The organism is Microbulbifer sp. ALW1 (assembly GCF_009903625.1).
In the GTDB taxonomy this organism is placed as follows: domain Bacteria; phylum Pseudomonadota; class Gammaproteobacteria; order Pseudomonadales; family Cellvibrionaceae; genus Microbulbifer.
In genome coordinates this window covers 988,963-1,007,047 of sequence record NZ_CP047569.1, presented here as the reverse complement: position 1 = coordinate 1,007,047, position 18,085 = coordinate 988,963, and the positions used below count along the sequence as shown (strand labels likewise).

The 18,085-nt window shown below is 59.3% G+C and carries 12 protein-coding genes; 9 read left to right on the top strand and 3 right to left on the bottom strand.

The window, feature by feature from the left end; translation table 11 throughout:
- The first annotated feature begins 127 nt into the window (after positions 1–127).
- A complete protein-coding gene (locus tag GRX76_RS04125; RefSeq protein WP_201276904.1) occupies positions 128–1,273 on the top strand; it encodes a beta-ketoacyl-ACP synthase III in 1,146 nt (381 codons plus the stop codon).
- 70 nt (positions 1,274–1,343) lie between these two features.
- On the opposite strand, the gene GRX76_RS04120 is transcribed toward GRX76_RS04125, so the two are convergent.
- Complete coding sequence (locus tag GRX76_RS04120) at positions 1,344–3,215, bottom strand: tetratricopeptide repeat protein (RefSeq protein WP_160152145.1); 1,872 nt, start codon at positions 3,213–3,215, stop codon at positions 1,344–1,346.
- 254 nt (positions 3,216–3,469) lie between these two features.
- Between GRX76_RS04120 and GRX76_RS04115 the strand changes: the two genes are divergently transcribed.
- The 4 genes from GRX76_RS04115 (at position 3,470) to GRX76_RS04100 (ending at position 6,890) form a co-directional block, all read left to right on the top strand.
- Positions 3,470–3,808, top strand: coding sequence for a DUF4242 domain-containing protein (locus tag GRX76_RS04115; RefSeq protein ID WP_201276903.1), 339 nt, complete (start codon positions 3,470–3,472; stop codon positions 3,806–3,808).
- Positions 3,809–4,053: 245 nt separating this feature from the next.
- A complete protein-coding gene (locus GRX76_RS04110) occupies positions 4,054–5,070 on the top strand; it encodes a serine/threonine protein kinase (RefSeq protein ID WP_160152144.1) in 1,017 nt (338 codons plus the stop codon).
- Between the two features lie 41 nt (positions 5,071–5,111).
- Entirely contained in the window at positions 5,112–5,933 is an 822-nt protein-coding gene (gene cysE / locus GRX76_RS04105) for a serine O-acetyltransferase (RefSeq protein ID WP_160152143.1), read from the top strand.
- 63 nt (positions 5,934–5,996) lie between these two features.
- A complete protein-coding gene (locus GRX76_RS04100; protein WP_160152142.1) occupies positions 5,997–6,890 on the top strand; it encodes a GNAT family N-acetyltransferase in 894 nt (297 codons plus the stop codon).
- Between the two features lie 13 nt (positions 6,891–6,903).
- Here GRX76_RS04100 and epmA read toward each other — a convergent pair whose 3' ends face one another.
- A complete protein-coding gene (gene epmA, locus GRX76_RS04095) occupies positions 6,904–7,857 on the bottom strand; it encodes an EF-P lysine aminoacylase EpmA (protein WP_160152141.1) in 954 nt (317 codons plus the stop codon).
- Between the two features lie 270 nt (positions 7,858–8,127).
- Positions 8,128–8,700, bottom strand: a complete 573-nt coding sequence (gene efp, locus GRX76_RS04090; RefSeq protein WP_160152140.1) for an elongation factor P — start codon at positions 8,698–8,700, stop codon at positions 8,128–8,130.
- 107 nt (positions 8,701–8,807) lie between these two features.
- Between efp and epmB the strand changes: the two genes are divergently transcribed.
- The 4 genes from epmB (at position 8,808) to GRX76_RS04065 (ending at position 18,000) form a co-directional block, all read left to right on the top strand.
- Positions 8,808–9,857, top strand: a complete 1,050-nt coding sequence (gene epmB, locus GRX76_RS04085; RefSeq protein WP_160152139.1) for an EF-P beta-lysylation protein EpmB — start codon at positions 8,808–8,810, stop codon at positions 9,855–9,857.
- Between the two features lie 166 nt (positions 9,858–10,023).
- Complete coding sequence (locus tag GRX76_RS04080) at positions 10,024–11,982, top strand: hypothetical protein (RefSeq protein WP_160152138.1); 1,959 nt, start codon at positions 10,024–10,026, stop codon at positions 11,980–11,982.
- 256 nt (positions 11,983–12,238) lie between these two features.
- Complete coding sequence (locus tag GRX76_RS04075; protein WP_160152137.1) at positions 12,239–14,323, top strand: EAL domain-containing protein; 2,085 nt, start codon at positions 12,239–12,241, stop codon at positions 14,321–14,323.
- 551 nt (positions 14,324–14,874) lie between these two features.
- Positions 14,875–18,000: a thrombospondin type 3 repeat-containing protein gene (locus GRX76_RS04065; protein ID WP_201276902.1), complete on the top strand. Its 3,126-nt coding sequence runs from the start codon at positions 14,875–14,877 to the stop codon at positions 17,998–18,000.
- Positions 18,001–18,085 lie beyond the last annotated feature (85 nt).

Sequence of the window (18,085 nt, the reverse complement as noted above, 5' to 3'; positions counted from 1 at the left end):
CCCGTATCGGCACAATAGTCGCCCTTTGCAACCGCTGTGCAAAAAAACACCGGCTGCTATCGTTTATACAAGGTCTCTACAAGAAGGTCGCCTGTGGAAACAGGCGCGACGCACAGGATGAAGTTTGATGAGTGAGTACAAGATGCCCCGCGGCATTGTGATCAGTGGCACCGGTCTGTGGACGCCTCCGGATACCATCAGCAATGAAGAGCTGGTGACCGCGCTCAACACCTTTGCGGACAAGTTCAACCGTGAGAATGCCGATGCCATCGAGGCCGGCGAGCTGCAGGCCAAGCCGCACTCCTCGGCCGAGTTCATTGAAAAGGCGTCCGGCATCAAAAGCCGCTATGTGATTAGCAAGGAAGGCATCCTCGACCCGGAGCGCATGCGCCCCTATATTCCGGAGCGCGCCGATGACGAGCTGAGCCTGCAGGCCGAGATGGGTCTCAAGGCTGCAAAGCTGGCGCTGGAAAAAGCCAACAAGAAGCCGGAAGACATTGACGCGGTTATCGTTGGCGCCTCTTACCTGCAGCGCGCCTACCCCGCCATTGCCATCGAAATCCAGGGCGAACTGGGCATCGACGGTTTTGCGTTTGATATGGAAGTGGCCTGCTCTTCCGCCACCTTCGCGCTGCAGCGCGCGGTGGATGCCATCAGCTCCGGCTCCGCCAAGGCGGTGCTGGTGATCAACCCGGAGCTGGCTTCGCCGCAGGTGGATTACACCGACCGCGACAGCCACTTTATTTTTGGCGACGTGGCGGTTGCCTCGGTGGTGGAACGCAAGGAAAACTGCAACTCCGACACCGCCTGGGAAATTCTCGGCACCAAAGCCAAGACGGTTTTCTCCAACAATATCCGCTCCAACTTCACCTATACCGCGCGCGCTGCGGATGTGGATCCTTTTGGAGAGGGCAAGCTGTTCCGCCAGAATGGCCGCAAGGTATTCAAGGAAGTCTGCCCCATGGCCGCGGAACACCTGGAGAACCAGGTGCAGGAACTGGGCATGGCACCGGCCAACATCGACCGCTGGTGGCTGCACCAGGCCAACATCAATATGAACAACCTGATCGCGAAAAAGCTGATGGGCGACGACGCCAACATTGAGCGCGCACCGATCGTACTGGACCGCTTTGCCAACACCGCCTGTGCCGGCTCGGTAATCGCGTTCAACCTGCACAGCGACGACCTTCCCGTGGGCAGCAAGGGTGTGATCTGCTCTTTTGGTGCGGGTTATTCCATTGGCAGCCTGGCACTGGAAAAAATCGCGGTCTGACACAATGCGACACTAAAAGTGCGACTGTCACACGGCAGTGTTGCCGCCGCACTCGTCACGCTAAAAGTCCTTAACGGTGGGGCAGTACCTGCGCCACCAGTTTCTGGTAATCGGACGTTTCGCGAATAGCGGCCAACTGCGGATCGACTTTCAGAAATACCATCGAATGTGAGCGCTGGTCATAGGCCCGCTGCAACCAGGCTCCAGCGGCCTCGGGACCCGCCAGCGCGAGATAGGCTTTGGCCATTTCGTAGGACGGCAGATAAGCCTCCGGCGTGTTCAGGCCTTCCAGCAAGGTCCCCGCTTCCTCCCGGCTGCCACTGAGTGCCAGCACTCGGGCCAACGAGGCCACACCGATGGCACTGCCGCCCGAGCGCGCGACATTCTCCCGCAGAGACGCGATGGCCCCGGGATAATCACCCATGGCTTCCTGCGTCCACCCTCGCCACAAATAGACCAGTTCGAATTCCGGGTTTAATTCCTCCACCAGCGCCAATTGTTCTAGCGCGGCCTGGTGAGCCCCGGCGTGGTAGAGCACCCATCCCAGCGCCGCATTGGCGATGAGCGACAGCGGATCCAGCTCGGTGGCCTTGCGCATTTCCCGCTCCGCCTCGTCGAACCTGCCTGCCGCCACCAGCAGATTCGCATACCACTGGTGTGCCTTTGAGGAATCGGGTTTAAACGCGATAGCCTGTAGAAAGCGGGCTTCGGCTTCCGCCAGGTCCCAGTCGTGATAAAGCGCCACATACCCCAGGTTAGCCTCAGCAGAGGCATTGGCAGGGTCAAGCTGCAGCGTACGCCGGGCAGCACCGCGGGCACGCGTAAAGGCTTCTACGGGCGGCAGGTAATCGTAAAACCCAAGTACCGCCAGCGCGTCGGCTAACCCCGCCCAAGCAGGCGCGTATTCCGGCGCAAGAGCGATCGCTTGTTCAAAGTATTCAACGGCCGCCTTAAGGTCTCTCTCAGAGCGCCGGTGCCAGTAAAAACGGCCTTTGAGATAGTTGTCGTAGGCCGCCGATGAAATCCCCGCGGCCCGCGGTCCCAAATCCCGCCCGCTTTGCAATTTGCCCGCGAGGGCGCTGGCGACTTGCAGCGCAATATCTTCCTGCACCGAAAAAATATCGGTCAGTTCCCGCTGATAGCTTCGCGACCACAACTGGTAACCGTTACTGGTATCCACCAACCGGACATTGATACGCAACTGCTCGCCATCCCTGCGCACACTGCCTTCTACCAGGGCATCGGTTGCCAGAAGCTTGCCGATACCACGCGCATCGAGCCCGGACTGCTGCAAGGAAAACGACGAGGTTCTGGATACAACATGCAGACCGGGAAAGCCGGACAGGCGGTTCAGAATGTCATCCGCCAAACCATCACTGAAATAGTCCCGCTGATAATCTTCACTGGCATTCACAAACGGCAAAACGGCAACCGATTCAAACTGCCTCGACGTATTCATCCCGCTCTCGGGGAAGGGCACCAGCTGGTAGATAAAAAATGCGAATGCCATCAGTAGGCAGCCAGCTATGACGGCTAGCGGCCGGCGGTGGTTTGGGGAAAGCGGTGTATTTAGCGTGGCGGGTTTATCCGGGGTAACGGTGCCGGTGGATTCTGACGCACCCTTCCCGGTCGTCACCGGCGCGATAAACCGGTACCCCTGCCTGGGCACTGTTTCGATAAAGCGGGAACTGCGTGCGGAATCACCAAGGGCCTGGCGCAATTTGCGCACCAGGGTGTTCAGGTTGTCATCAAGAATGCCACTGACATCATCGGGCCAAAAGTCGCGACACACCTGGTCCCGGGTCACCAGCTCCCCCGGCCGGGCAAGGAGCAACAACAACAGGCGCAGGGGCTGCTCCTGAACAGCCACCACTCTGCCGCGGCGAAGCAGCCGCTGGCGCTCGCTATCGAGCTCAAACTCTCCGAAACACAGTGTCGCCATTCGCCACCCCGGGTCTGGCCTGCTGACTTTCTGCGCCATGCACGCAGTTCATGTGTACCGCTAACTACTTGATTTAAAGGGAAATGCCAGTTCAGGTAAAGATCAGCCGGCAATTCATTGTGACTATTGAGCGGGGTTGGTTGTATAGGGGCGAGTCTCAAGCAGACGTCGAGGCTTTCACAGAGCATTTTACCAATGGGGTCCGTAACGGACCTTGATTGCCCATCCGGGTAACTAATTAGGAGAACAGAAACATGCGTAATTCACTGATTGCATTCGCCCTCATGATCGCCAGTACTGCGGTATTTGCTGGCGACAGCCACCAGTACATTATTGAGCGCACCATTCCCGGCGCGCAGAACCTGACACCGGCTGAGCTCAAGTCCATTTCGCAGAAATCCCGCGCCGTACTCGAATCCCTGGGGCCGGAGATCGTGTGGCAGCAAAGCTATGTGGCCGAGGATAAGTTCTACTGCGTGTATCAAGCGCCCAACAAAGAAATCATTGCCAAGCACGCCAAACTGGGCGGATTTCCCGCCGATAAAATCGTCCAGGTAAGCGGAATTATCGGGCCAGCCTCCGCCGAGGATTGATTGGAGCGGCTGAAAAACCCCGAGGGAGATTGGCGCAACGCCGGTCTCCTTAACCCGTGGTTTTGTGGTCACAGCCCACCTTTTCACGGGCGCTGGCCACAAGCGCTGGTTCCGCGGAACTGGGTCGTCAGCATCTAGTCCGCAGCGAGGCTGGCGGTAAATTCCAGGTTGGGTGGAGAGGCGTTGCCGGGTTAGCATAGCGCCCCATTTTGCACGAGCTTCGCGAGGCTCAACGGAGCGCCGCCATGACCGATTCCGTGAACGACCATTCACACCTGCAACCCTCCGCTCACCCCTACGACGCGCTCACCCCGGACCGGGTGATCGACTGTGTGGAAAGCGTGGGCCTGCTGTCTGACGCGCGCATCTTCCCCCTCAACAGCTACGAAAACCGCGTTTACCAGGTGGGTATCGACGAGTCGCAGCCGCTGATCGCCAAGTTCTACCGCCCCGGGCGCTGGAGCGACGAGCAGATCATCGAGGAGCACCAGTTTGCGCTGGAGCTGGCAGAGGCAGAAATTCCGGTAGTGGCACCGCTGGCATTCGACGGGCGCACCCTGATGGAAGCACACGGTTTCCGCTTTGCGCTGTTTCCCCGCCGCGGCGGCCACCAGATCGAGCTGGACAACTTTGACCACCTGGAACAGGTGGGCACCATGCTCGGGCGTATTCACGCCATTGGCGCAGCGCGGCCATTCAACCACCGGACCAGCCTGTCACTGCAGCGTTTTGCCATCGACAGCCGAGACTTTATTCTCGCCGGCGATTTTCTGCCGCGGGAGAACGTCGAGGCTTACGCCACCGTGACCGCCCATATCATCGAGCGGATAACCCCGTTTTTTGAGCGCGACTGGCCGACCCTGCGACTGCACGGCGACTGCCACAGCGGCAATTTTTTGTGGCGGGATGAAACACCCTGGTTTGTGGATCTGGACGACTGTATCCAGGGCCCGGCAATCCAGGATATCTGGATGCTGATCTCCGGCAATCGCGCGGAGCAGACGGCCTACCTCGATACCGTGGTGGAGGGCTACGAAACCTTCTACCCTTTCGACCCACAACAGTTGCAGCTGGTGGAACCGCTGCGCTGCCTGCGCCAGATGCACCACGCCGCCTGGCTGGCGCGGCGCTGGGAAGACCCGGCCTTCCCCATGGCCTTCCCCTGGTTTAACTCCCCCCGCTACTGGGCGGAACATATTCTGGCCCTGCGCGAGCAACTCTCGGCCCTGCAGGAACCGCCGCTCACCCTGGGCGCGATTTAAGGTGCGACCCCGGGGTGTCAATTAACAAGGAGTAGTACCCGATGGAAACTGTGAAGACCGAAGAACAGGCACAGGACCAACTCTGGAGTGGTATCCGCAAGGACGTGGCGGTGCAGGTGGAGCGCGAGCCGATCCTGGCGAGCTTTCTGCACGCCACCATTCTCAACCACAACACGCTCGAGGCCGCGCTCAGCTTCCACCTCGCCAACAAGCTCGACAGCGCGGTGGCGCCGGCGCTATTGATCCGCGAAGTGATCGATGAGGCGCTGGAAAACGACCCTTCCATTGGTGAAGCCGCGCGTGCGGACCTCAGCGCCGTCGAGCAGCGCGACAGCGCCTGCCACTCCCTGTACGAGCCCTTTCTGTTCTTCAAGGGATTCCACGCCCTGCAGGCCTGGCGCGTGGCCCACTGGCTGTGGCAACAGAATCGCCGCTCGCTGTCGCTGTTCGTGCAACACCGTATCTCGGTGGTATTCGGAGTCGACATTCACCCGGCCGCGCAGCTGGGGCAGGGCATACTGCTGGATCACGCCACCGGGATTGTGATCGGCGAGACCGCGGTGGTGGAAGACAATGTCTCCATCATGCAATCGGTCACCCTCGGCGGCACCGGCAAGGAGTCCGGCGACCGCCACCCGAAGGTGCGCTGCGGCGTACTCATTGGCGCCGGCAGCAAAATTCTCGGCAATATCGAAATCGGCCGCTGCTCGCAGATCGCCTCCGGCAGCGTGGTGCTGAAAGCGGTGCCGGAGAAATCCCTGGTGGCCGGCGTGCCCGCCAAAGTCATCGGCACCGCCAGTTGTGACCAGCCTGCGCTGTCGATGAACCAGTGCGCCTTATCTCAGGTGGATCAATTGCGCTGATTCTGCTGTCACAGGTTGCAACAAATAGATACCGCACAGAAACCGCAGGACTATTCTGTAACCATGAAATACAGTCTCAGCGCCAAAAATCTCGTCTGCCGCAATCTGGAAAACAAAGCCGGATACTGCGCAGATCTTGTTAATCCCAAGCAGAGCAAGGAAATCACCGGCCTGCTGCGTACCGACAGCGGCCTGCTCTCCACCCGCTTCAACCAGGTGGTGAGCAACGCGGTGATGCAGCCGCGCATCCTGCAACGCTTTGTGGTCGACTACTTTGCCGAGCGCCACAGCCCCTTCTCCCTCTGGCACTGCGCCAGCAAACCCCTGGACGATACCGCCCTCGCGGAACTGCACCTGGTGCGCCAGGCGCCACTGATCGCCATGGCCGCGGAAGTGAAGCAGCTGGCTGCGGAAGAAGCTGAAGTGGATGGGCTGGAGATCCAGTGCGTCACCACGGCCGATGGCATCATCGCCTTCGGCGACCTGATCGCCGAACTCCAGGGCAACCCGCGGGAACACGCCCAGATCAAGAAATTCTACCGCCAACTGTCGGAGCTGCCGGAACACAAACACAGCCGCCTGAAACTGTATATTGGCGAGTACCAGGGCAAGCCAGCGGCCACCGGCTGCCTCTTTTCCTCCGCCGACGCCCTCGGCTTCTACGACCTGGCAACCCTGCCGGAATACCGCGGCCGCGGTATCGGCAACGCCCTGTTCCAGCACCTGCTGGGCGAGGTGCTGCACAGCCACCACAAACACGTGGTGGCACTGGTAGGGGAAGATCAGCAGGACCTGTGGCTGAACGCCGGCTTCTACGCCGTGGGCGAGCTCGCCCACTACGACTTCACCCCCGAGCGCGGCAGCGCCCATCTGCCGAATGGTGGTGAACAGGCGCCAAAAGGAATGAGTGACGAAGCGGAAAACGGCGACCTGGACGACGGCCGCCGGAGCGCCTGAAGCGTAGACCGGTTCAGGCGCGTTCGATCGGGAAGGCAATCACTTCATCAATGCGCCCGGCGCCACAAGCCAACATCAACAACCGGTCCACCCCCAGCGCCACCCCCGCGCAGTCCGGCATCCCCGATGCCAGCGCCTGCACCAGACGCTCCTCAAACGGCAACACCGGCTTACCGCTGTCCTCACGGAAGCGGTGGTCCGCCTCAAACCGGCGCTGCTGCTCCGGGGCATCCGTCAGCTCCCAGTAACCGTTCGCCAACTCCATACCACCAACATACGCCTCAAACCGCCGCGCCACCGGCACCCCCAACTCGTCGTCCTCCACCCGCGCCAGCGCCGCCTGGGTCGCCGGGAAGTCGTACACCAGGGTAATCCCCTCGCCCATATTCGGCTCGATATGGTGGCTCATCAGCAAGTCGAGGCACTCATCCCTTCCTGCCGGCTCAAACGACAACTCCAACACCCGCGCCACCACCGCTTTCAACTCCTCAAAAGGCGCCCGATGCGGATCCACCCCCAACTGCTGCAAAAACAGCGCGCGATAGCTGTAAGACCGCACCCGGGAAATCTTCAACAACCAGGAAAGAAACTCCCCCACTTCAATCATCAACCGGTGATCGTCCCAGCCCACCCGGTACCACTCCAGCATGGTGAACTCCGGATTGTGCCGCCCCCCGGCCTCACCATTGCGAAACGCCTTGCCCAGGTAATAGCAATCCCCGATACCTGCCGCGACCAGCCGCTTCAACCCGAACTCCGGGCTCGTCGCCAGATAGGCCGGCGCACCGCTGCAATCGGCAGTAATGGAATCGATATGGGGGTCACTGGTGGCGCAGCGGGACAACACCGGCACCTCCATTTCCAGTACCTGGCGCTCACTGAAAAAGCGGCGGATATCCGCGAGTAGGGTTGCGCGGCGGCGGAGGTTTTCGAGGGGGGCAGTAGGGCGCCAAAGGGATTCAGTCATGAAAATAAAGTAGCTGAAATGGGTGCATCGGCTTGATTGCCAATGACCATTAAACTCCGATGTAAAGGCTAAGCGCTGGGCAGGGGTTTTCAGGATCGTCGCAAACAGGATGTTTGCGCCGAAGCGCCCAGGGATGGGTTCACAGCGTTCCTGAAAACCCCTGCCCAGCGCTTAGCCGCCACAGAACCAGCCAAGTAAATACCACGGTACCAGAACGAAAAAGGGCGAATACCAGAGTATCCGCCCTTCAAAGTCGCCAGATGCGGAAGATCAGTCTTCCTTGGCGCGCCCCAGGTATTCCGCAGTACGGGTATCCACTTTGATGGTCTCGCCGATTTCCAAGAACAGCGGCACCTTCACCACTGCACCGGTAACCAGAGTCGCCGGCTTGGTACCACCCTGGGCGGTATCACCGCGTACACCCGGATCGGTATCGGTAATTTCCAGAATCACATGGTTGGGCGGAGTCACCGCCAGCGGCGCACCGTTGTACAGGGTCACCACGCAGACATCCTGCTCCTTCAGCCACTTGGCCGCATCGCCCACGATATTCGCGTCCGCCTGATGCTGCTCAAACGTCTCCGGCTCCATGAAATGGAAAAACTCACCATCGTTGTAGAGGTATTCCATATCCCGGTCCATCACATCCGCACCTTCCAGGCTCTCACCAGAGCGGAAAGTACGCTCCCATACCCGGCCGGTCTTCAGGTTGCGCAGCTTCACACGGTTGAACGCCTGGCCCTTACCGGGCTTCACGAACTCATTGTCCACAATGGAGCAAGGGTCGCCGTCCAGCATCACCTTCAGACCGCCTTTGAATTCGTTAGTGGAATAAGTAGCCATGAGTTCCTCGAAATATCAGCATTAAGCCGTCAAATTGATTAAACTTCGCGCGGCCCGAAAGGGACCATTCAGCAGCAAACCGCCACCGCGCCAAAAAACAGCCCGCTATGATACAGCACCGCCAGCCCGCCCGTGAAATCAACAGCGTCGAAATCGCCAACTCCGGCGACGAGACCCTGCACCCGCGCCGCTGGCAGGAAGAAATGGCCGACCTGGTGACCGACCCGCAACAGCTCCTCGACCTGCTGCAACTGGCCCCGGAACAGCTGCCACAGCTGACCGCCGCCGCCGGGCTGTTCCAACTGCGGGTACCGCGGCCCTTTCTGAACCGCATTCGCCCCGGCGATCCCAAAGACCCGTTACTGCTGCAAGTATTGCCCACCGGCGCCGAACTACAGCCTACCCCGGGCTTCAGCGACGACCCGCTGGACGAGGCCAACGCCAACCCGGTGCCGGGGGTAGTGCACAAGTACCGCGGCCGCCTGCTGCTGATCACCGCCGGCCAGTGTGCGGTCAACTGTCGCTACTGCTTCCGCCGCGCTTTTCCCTACAGCGACAACCACCTCAGCCGCAGCCAGTGGCAGCAGGCCCTGGACTATATCCGCGCCCAGCAGGATCTGCGGGAAGTGATCCTGAGTGGTGGCGACCCGCTGGTGATGAGCGACCGGCAGCTTTCCTGGCTGGCCGGCGAACTGGCACAGATACCGCAATTGGACAAACTGCGTATCCATACCCGGCTGCCAATTGTGGCGCCATCGCGGATCAACGACGAATTCCTGCAGTGGTTTGGCAACAGTCGCCTGAAACCCGTGCTGGTACTGCACTGCAACCACGCCAATGAGATCGACACTGCCGTGCGCCAGGGTCTGGCCAGGCTCAAGGCCGCGGGCGTGACACTGCTGAACCAGGCGGTACTGCTGAAAGGCGTCAATGACGACCAGGACGCCCTCGCCGACCTCTCCGAAACCCTGTTCGATGCCGGTGTCCTGCCCTACTACCTGCACCAACTGGACCGGGTGCAGGGCGCCGCGCATTTTGAGGTGAGCGACGAACGCGCCCGTGCCCTGGTCGAAGCCATGCGCCAGCGACTCCCTGGATACCTGGTTCCCAAACTGGTGCGAGAAATTCCGGCGGAAAAATCCAAAACCCCGGTTTGACCCGGGCTAACCCCACCCCTCGAAAGAGCTAATGCGCGACCTGTTCGCGAATTTTTCCAACTTTATGTGGGATTTTACCCACACTTTCGTCGCCATTTTCTACAAGCACAATTGTGTAACGACATCCGCTTCGTATACTGCAAGGACATAACACCCGGTTATCGCCATGCAGGAAGCAGCAGAAATTGAGATCGGGCCACGAGCCCGGTCTGGCACCGAAGCCACACCACCAGATAGCAACCCCGCTTACAGCCGCCGGCGGCCAGCCGATGCTATGGCGGATAGTTCGACAGCACCCGACTCCCCCACACAAAGCCCACCCAGCCGAGCCCGGGCGGTACCCGCGCCGAATCTGCTCGAGCGACTTTCTCCCGGGCCCCAGGACCTGAAACAGCTCACGTGCGGCTGCCACAATCACCGCCAGCTCAAACGCTGGATTCGCAGTTATCTGCAACAGAACCCCATTGATCACAAGACCCAGCGCAATGCCGGCACCCTGCGCAGCCTGCTGGCCGAAATCACGCGCTGGACAGCCCCGGCATCACTGCGCCTCGCCAGCCTGGAAATACTGCGCCCGATTATCCTGGCTCACTGCGACCTGCTGGCGCTGTCGCAACTGCAGGGGAAAGACACTGCCAGTCAGGGCCACGGCCAAACCCAGGAACAGCGCCGCGACCTGCTGACCGCCGCCATTCTGTACCAGCATCAGGCCCTCGCTTATACCAGCGCCTGTGTGCAACTGGTGCGGGAGCCACATACGCTCCTCTACCGCCGGCGACTGGCCCGCGCCCTGCACCGGGGCATCGACAGCTATCGCCAACTGATCCAGGTCAGCAGTCACTTTTACCTGGCGACGCCAAAAAATTGCTGGGGACGCATGCAACGCTTGCTGCAGCTGGCCCGCGAACAGCATCTGGCACAGCGCCGGGTCCTGGACCCGCTCGCCAAAGGCCTGAGCGCCGCCAACCCGCTGCGACTGTTCAGCCGCTGGGAAACACCCGCCCACCCCTACCTGCAGGTCGCCCTATTTGCTAGTGCCAACCCCCTGCAACTCGGCGTAAACGAGCAGCAACAATTGTGGCAGTGCTGCGACCGCTGGGCCCGCCAGAGCAACCTGCTGGACAACCCCCAGCCCGGGGCCAAAGGGCTTGTTGCCAGCCTCAAGCTGGACCAGCCCCCGATACCGGCGGTGCGCCTGCGGCATAGCCGGGTGGACATGAAGCACTTCTCGGCACCGCTGGGCTGGTCGATTGACCTCCGGGGGCCATTACAACAACTGCAACGCTGCCTGCGTCGCCCCGGGAAATTGTCACCGGACATGCTGCTGCAGGTTCAGGCCCTGTGGGATGGTGAAAAAGGTCGCGACGGCCAGCGCACACCCGTGGATATTCGCTGCGAGGTCGTCCTCGGAATCAGTGCCATCTGTCATCACCTCAAGCAGGGGGATGAACCAGCCCCGGAACTGACAATGACCTTCGCTCCCGGCGGAAGCGGCCAGCCGGAACAGCGGCTGGTCATGGAGGTGGATTCCATCGACTACCTCACCGGTCGCGCCCTGAAAGATTACGAAGTCTCGATGCCCGGCAACTGCCCCGACAACCACGCCGATAACCACGCCGACGACTACTCCTGTGCACTGCCCAGCGCGCCATCGGTCGGTCGCAGAAATAAAGACACAGCCAATACCCAGAAACGTTACCAGCCCATTGCCGCCACCCTGCTGAATACCAGTAACAGTGGCGCCGGCCTGCGGCTGCCGCCGGATACCCAGGGGCGCCTGCACAGCGGCGACCTCATCGCTCTGCGGGTCAACTCCCGCTGGGAGATTGCCATGGTGCGCTGGCAATACGCACTTCCGGAGCAGTGCCGCGCTGGAGTGGAAATGCTCGGTGGCCATACCAGTGCTGTGCGCGCGCACCGTCATATCAAGGGTGGACGCCGCAGTGATCCCATCGCGGGACTGCTCACCGGCGATGCGGGCCACCCGCCGGAGCTATTACTGCCCACGCCTCTGTTCCAGCAGGGCGATAGGGTGGACATAGTAGCCGCCGGCCAGACCCGCACGGTAACGCTGCACCAGCAAACCCTGGCCACCGGCAGCTTCGCGATTTTCGAGTTTTCCTGAGTTAGCCAAGAGGTATCCAAGAGGCCCCGAAAGGGTCTCTTGACGAAGAACTGAGCACGAAATAACAGTTTATTGTCAGATTCCGGAACCATATCCCAGAGTGCGCAGCCCGCACTTGTTTGCAGTGTTTTCCCCGGCCTACACTAGCCGGTTCGCGGCCCCAGGGATGATGCGGGCAGACAACCGGTACAGCAGGGAAGCGGTATTACAGATTTAAAAGAACAGCACCGCCGCGACGCAGTACAACAGGATTACAATGAGCAGCGACAACACCATCCGCCTTCTTCTGATTAACGACACCCCGGCCGAAGCCCAGCGCCTGGTGAGCATGCTGCACAACGCCGGCCGCCCCAATCGGGCCCAGCACGTCGCCAGCGAAGCGGCCCTCACCAAGCTGCTGCAGGAACACAGCTGGGACCTGCTGATCGCCGCCGAGCAGAGCAAGCAGCTCGAAGCCGCCACCGCTATCCGCACTATCAGCAAGCTGCAGAAAGATGTTCCGACCATTCTGCTCAGTGAGCGCGAGGGCGCACAGCCGGTAGTCGAGGGCCTGAAAAGCGGTGCCCGCGACGTGGTCACCGTCGACGAAGACCAGCACCTGCTGCTGGTGATCCAACGGGAACTTGCTGCCCTGGAGGAGCGACGCCAGGCACGCCTGCACGACCGCCGCTACCACGCCACCCTGAACCGCACCAAGGAACTGCTGGACAGCTCCAAAGATGCCATCGCCTACATTTCCGACGGGCTTATCGTCTACGCCAATGAGTCCTTCGCCGAGCGCTTTGGCTACAAAGACCGCGACGATATCGAATACCAGCCGCTGATCGACATGCTCACCGAGGGCGAGCAGCCAGACGCCCGCGAGTTCCTGCGCCAGTGCGCCATCAGCAACAACGAGGTGGAAGCCCAGGTGTGGCAGTTCACCGCCAAAACCGCGAACGGCACCCCGCTCTCGACCAAAGCCGAAGTGCTCTCAACCGTCTATGACGAAGAGCGCTGCCTGCAGGTGCGCATTGCCGCCAGCAGCGGCAACACCGAAGAGCTGGAAGCCCAGCTCAGCGAAGCCAAAAACCGCGATGCCGCCACCGGCCTGTACAACCGCCAGCGCTTCGTGCAGCTGCTGAACAATGCCATCAAATCCGCCGCTGGCTCCCATCGCACCGGCGGCCTGATGTATATCGAAATCGACCGTTTCGAAGAATCCGTACAGCAGATCGTGGGCGTCGCCGGCGCCGACGATCTGCACAAGAAATTCGCCGAGCTGCTGCAGAGCAGCGTGCGCCGCGGCGATATCGTCGCCCGTTATGGTGAAGACAGCTACTGCCTGCTGATGCCGGAAACCACCCCGGACAGCGCCGAATCGCGCTCCAGGGAGCTGCTGCAGAAAATTGCCGACACCATCTTTGAAGCCGCCGGCAAAACCCTGCATATCACCGCCTCCATCGGCATCTCGCTCCTGAGTGAAACCTCCGGTAATGCCGACAAGGTGCTGGAACAGGCCTCCAAAGCCCACGACCAAGCAATGACGCAGGACAAGGGCAACAACTTTGCTCTGTATGAGCCCGACAGCGAACAGCAGGGCGACGCCGACACCTATCATCGCGCCCGCGTCACCCAGGCTCTGGAAGCAGGCAATCTCAAACTTCTGTACCAACCGATCCTCAGCCTGCAAGGCAGCGGCGACAAGCTGTATGAAGTTCTGGTGCGCCTCGTCGACGGCAAGGAAGAACTCGCCCCCATCGCCTTTTTGGAAGCCCTCGGCGATGCCGGCCTGTCCACCAAAATGGACCGCTGGGTAATCCTCAGTGCGATCAAAGCCGCTGCCGCCCAACGCGCCAAGGGTGAAGACGTCTCGGTATTGCTACACCTCACCGCCGCCTCCCTGAAAGACACCAGCCTGCCCGCCTGGCTCGGCGTGGCCTTCAAGGCCGCCAAAGTGCCGCCCAAAGCCGTCACCTTCCAGTTGCGCGCGGAAGACATCAACAGCCACCTCCACGCTGCGCGCGACTTCGCCAAGCTCGTGCAGGACATGGGTTGCCGTGTCGCCGTCTGCCACTTCGGTACCGGCCTCAGCCCATTCAAGTCACTGGAACACGTCAAAGTAGACATTGCCAAAGTCGACGCTTCCTTCGTGCGCGAAGTTCAGGACGAGGGCGAAGACAGCGAAGCGCTGGTCAAGCTCGTCGGCCAGCTAAAAGAAATCAACACCCAGGTCATCGTTCCCCACGTGGAGCAGGCCAGCATGCTGCCCACCCTGTGGCAGTCGGGCACCGACTTTATCCAGGGCTACTACGTGCAGGCGCCCGGGGATGAAATGGATTTTGATTTCAGTCTGGACTGATCGCTCCTGAGCGCGACGCTTACGCACGCTACCTTTTCCACACAAGCCGGCCAGGTACATAGCCCTCTGCAAGCAATTGACAGAGGGTTTTAACAAACCTGGCGCGGCCGCAACCCGCTCGCACAACAATCTCTTTGCGATAAGACGGCCCTCCGCGCGCCCTTCGCTCTTGCTGCGTACAAACACCCACCCCGTAAACACGCCCACAATCGTGATTGGCAGCATTTTTTCCTACCTGAAAGCAATGTTATAGTCTGAAATTCCGATTACTGGTGGCTACCTGACTAATCTGGAGAAAACACCCTAACTCTCCGGCACCCGAGCCCCCGAACGGAAACTCCCGTAGATTTTATTGGAGTCACGGCTTCCCCTTTGAAGCAAAAAAATAGCCATTGAAATAAGCAATCTAAAAGAACAAAACCAATTCAAACTCAGCTCGATTACTTGTGCGATCCGCATTCCAAATTCTCCCGGTCAGGACTCACCTATTCCCGGCAGGTTTATTTCAGGAGAAACGCCGGAAATCTGATCCGTAATCTAGGGAAACATACATGTTCAATCCGATCGTCAAAGGCCTCGCTTATCTAATCCTGGCTGCAGCCCTCACTGCCTGTGGCGGTGGAGGTGGCGGCAGCGATGACTCAGGTAGCGCATCCGGGGGCAGCACAAGTAGTAGTGGCAGTGGTGGCAGTAGCAGTAGCAGTAGCAGTAGCAGTAGCAGTAGCAGTAGCAGTAGCAGTAGCAGTAGCAGTAGCAGTAGCAGTAGCAGTAGCGGCGGAGGTGACAGCAATCCCCCCGGGGACTACAACCCCTATCTGCCCGCTGGAGACGATGTTGCGCTTTATTACAACTGGAACACCGAACCGGCGCATTTCGAAGATGTCACCATTGGCTCAGTAAGCGCCCGTGCACTGGTATTCCCCAGCGGGGCCAAATATTACTTTGTCTCGGACACCAGCGGCATCTACTACCTCGGCTTCTATGCCCCCGACCTCTACATTGACGGTGTGGGTACCTACACCGTCGATCTCCGCCTGGAGCAAAAAATCCCCCTCTGGAATGCAAGCCTGGAAGCAGGCGATATTCTGGAACAGAGCGGCAGTGGCACCGTCAATATTACGCCGGAATACGGAAACAGGGGATTCACTTACGACGCGGCACGCGGCTACCAGGGAGAGGGCGTAGTCACCACCAGTTACACGGAAGCAAATGCCCATGTTGTCCAATTCGGCATGGAAGCCACCGCAAATATTGACGGTACCCAGGTTATTCTTCAGGTCGCGCATGCTTTCGCTTTCGTGAAGGATCTCGGTATCGCACGACTGGCAGATGCCGATTACGAGTTTCAGCTGACGGACTATACCGGCCCCTACACCGGCGGCGAGAGCTCATCTTCCAGCAGTTCTTCTAGCAGCTCCTCTTCAAGTAGCTCCTCTTCCAGCGGCTCATCCAGTTCCAGCGGAAGTTCTTCCAGCTCAAGCAGCGGCTCATCCGGTTCAAGCTCGTCGGGCTCCAGTGGTAGCTCTGGCAGCAGCAGCTCTGGTGGAAGTAGTGACCCAGACAGCGACGGGGACGGAGTGCCCGACAGCAGCGACACCTTCCCGAGCGACCCGACGGAAACCGAAGACAGCGATAACGACGGCATCGGCAACAATGCGGATACCGATGACGATAACGATGGCGTCACCGACGCTAATGATGCCTTCCCCACGGATCCGAACGAAGTCGCCGACTACGACGACGATGGAATCGGGGATAACGCGGACACCGACGACGACAATGACGGCTACGAAGATAGCGCGGACAATTATCCCTACAACTCTGAAAAATGGGCAAAACTGGCGCTCACAAATAACGAACACAATGTGCTTTACGTGCGCGGCAGCTCAGACAATACCTTCACTTACACTGTCGACATTGCGGCGGAAAATCTCGACTGGTCGCTGGAAGACAAGACCACTGCGGGAATTACCGCGGACGTGACCAGCGGCCACGGGGATGGAAAGGTGGTATTCACCCTGGATATGACACTGGTGTCAGCAGATGCCGTTGCGGAAACAGTGGCCATCACGGATATCGATGCCGGCAATATCGAATATGTAACCTTCAACATTGATGCCCAGCTGCCTCAATTCACTGTTTCCAGTGCCGCACAGGAACTCGACGCCAGCTTTGACTGGGATAGCACAACGCTGACGAATCAGGTAAGCCTGGGTACCGGCAGCAACAGCCATACTGCCGCTGTTTCGGTAGACTTCCCCCTGGCCGACGCTTGGTCCGCAGACGCAGTGATTGAAGTCAGCGAAAACCCGCAGGAAATTGCCTTGAATTTTGATCCTTCAAAATTCCAGGAGGGCACCTATCAAGGCACGGTAACGCTGAGCGCAACGGTTGATGGCGAGGCCATCGAAACCAGTTACCAATTTACCGTCAAAGCATCGAGCAATATCCTGATCGCCCACGACAACGGCATTGGTTTCTCCAGTTTCCCCAGCAAACAAGTACTGGAAAAAGCCATATTGATTGAAGATAGCTATTGGCAGGGCGGAGTGCCCTGGCAGGCCGCTACAAGTGCAACATGGCTGACAATAGATACGTCAGGCGTTACTGGTAGCAACCTGACAATATCCGCCAACCCCGACGGCCTGGAGCTGGATCGACTGCACACTGCCACCATCACCATTTCCTCCAGCGATTCCACGGTGGAGAATACGGAAGAAGTGCAGGTGAGCCTTTGGGTAGGTAGCACAGACCCAGCTCAAACCATCAACGTAGATAGCAGCTACAGTTATCTGATCGCAGACCCTGTCAAACCCTACGCCTATGCGGCAAGTGGCAACACCATCGATGTTTACAACATCTATAACGGGGCCCTGGAAGACACCATCACGCTAACGGCAGATGAGATAAGCTCCCTTGCTATTTCCAGTGATGGCGGAATGCTTTTTGCCACCGACGCAAACCAGAGTAGTGTGACCTCTTACGATCTCTCTCTCGATATCGAAGCAACCAGTGTTTATGCCAAGAACCCAGAGTATGTGCGCTTTGGTCGAGTCAGAGGAAACGCTCTGTTGTTCACTTACTATCGGGAAAGCGAAAGTTCCACTTACGGTCGACTGCAGGTGATCAACGCGGACGATTTATCCCTGATTACAAGCGCAACGGACTATAACTCCGCTTACCGTGACGAGTTAGACGTGAGTGAAAATGGCAAGGTTTACTGCTCCAGTGGACCCGGAGCAGGCTGTTTCGATATACGCTATTCCAGTCTGGCAAATGATATTACTTCGACCCATCGCGCCAGTATTTCCGGCGACACCGATGTGGCCGTCAGCTTCAATGGTGATTTTGTCTATGCGGTTTCAGGCACCTCATACAGCTTCGACAAGTTCGACACCAATACCGGGAGCATTTTGCTTAACCTTCCTGGCGTCGCATACCCCTGCTGTGTGGAGATTACCCCCGGTGACAATCTACTTGCCGGCGCTCGCGATTATTACAACTACGGTGTAGCTGACTACTGGCTCTATGGGAGCGACGGTACCAGCACCACCAGCGGCCATATTTCAACCTACACCAATGAAATCAAGAAAGGTGGGTTTGCGCTTTCTGCAGATGGTTTATCCATCATCAGCGTGACCTCGCAGCCTCAGCTGGTAGTCACCCGCCTTCCATAGCGACTTAAACAAGCCCCGGATCACGCATTCGGGGCTTGGCTTGCCCCGCCCCCTGTATCCCACATCTCGCGACCCGCAAGCGCCC

Excerpts from the sequence above, each read along its gene's own strand:
- GRX76_RS04115 (WP_201276903.1), top strand. The coding sequence starts at position 3,470 with ATGCGTAATTCACTGATTGCATTCGCCCTCATGATCGCCAGTACTGCG.
- epmB (WP_160152139.1), top strand. The coding sequence starts at position 8,808 with ATGATACAGCACCGCCAGCCCGCCCGTGAAATCAACAGCGTCGAAATC.
- efp (WP_160152140.1), bottom strand. The coding sequence starts at position 8,700 with ATGGCTACTTATTCCACTAACGAATTCAAAGGCGGTCTGAAGGTGATG.
- epmA (WP_160152141.1), bottom strand. The coding sequence starts at position 7,857 with ATGACTGAATCCCTTTGGCGCCCTACTGCCCCCCTCGAAAACCTCCGC.
- cysE (WP_160152143.1), top strand. The coding sequence starts at position 5,112 with ATGGAAACTGTGAAGACCGAAGAACAGGCACAGGACCAACTCTGGAGT.
- GRX76_RS04120 (WP_160152145.1), bottom strand. The coding sequence starts at position 3,215 with ATGGCGACACTGTGTTTCGGAGAGTTTGAGCTCGATAGCGAGCGCCAG.
- GRX76_RS04110 (WP_160152144.1), top strand. The coding sequence starts at position 4,054 with ATGACCGATTCCGTGAACGACCATTCACACCTGCAACCCTCCGCTCAC.
- GRX76_RS04100 (WP_160152142.1), top strand. The coding sequence starts at position 5,997 with ATGAAATACAGTCTCAGCGCCAAAAATCTCGTCTGCCGCAATCTGGAA.
- GRX76_RS04125 (WP_201276904.1), top strand. The coding sequence starts at position 128 with ATGAGTGAGTACAAGATGCCCCGCGGCATTGTGATCAGTGGCACCGGT.
- GRX76_RS04080 (WP_160152138.1), top strand. The coding sequence starts at position 10,024 with ATGCAGGAAGCAGCAGAAATTGAGATCGGGCCACGAGCCCGGTCTGGC.
- GRX76_RS04075 (WP_160152137.1), top strand. The coding sequence starts at position 12,239 with ATGAGCAGCGACAACACCATCCGCCTTCTTCTGATTAACGACACCCCG.
- GRX76_RS04065 (WP_201276902.1), top strand. The coding sequence starts at position 14,875 with ATGTTCAATCCGATCGTCAAAGGCCTCGCTTATCTAATCCTGGCTGCA.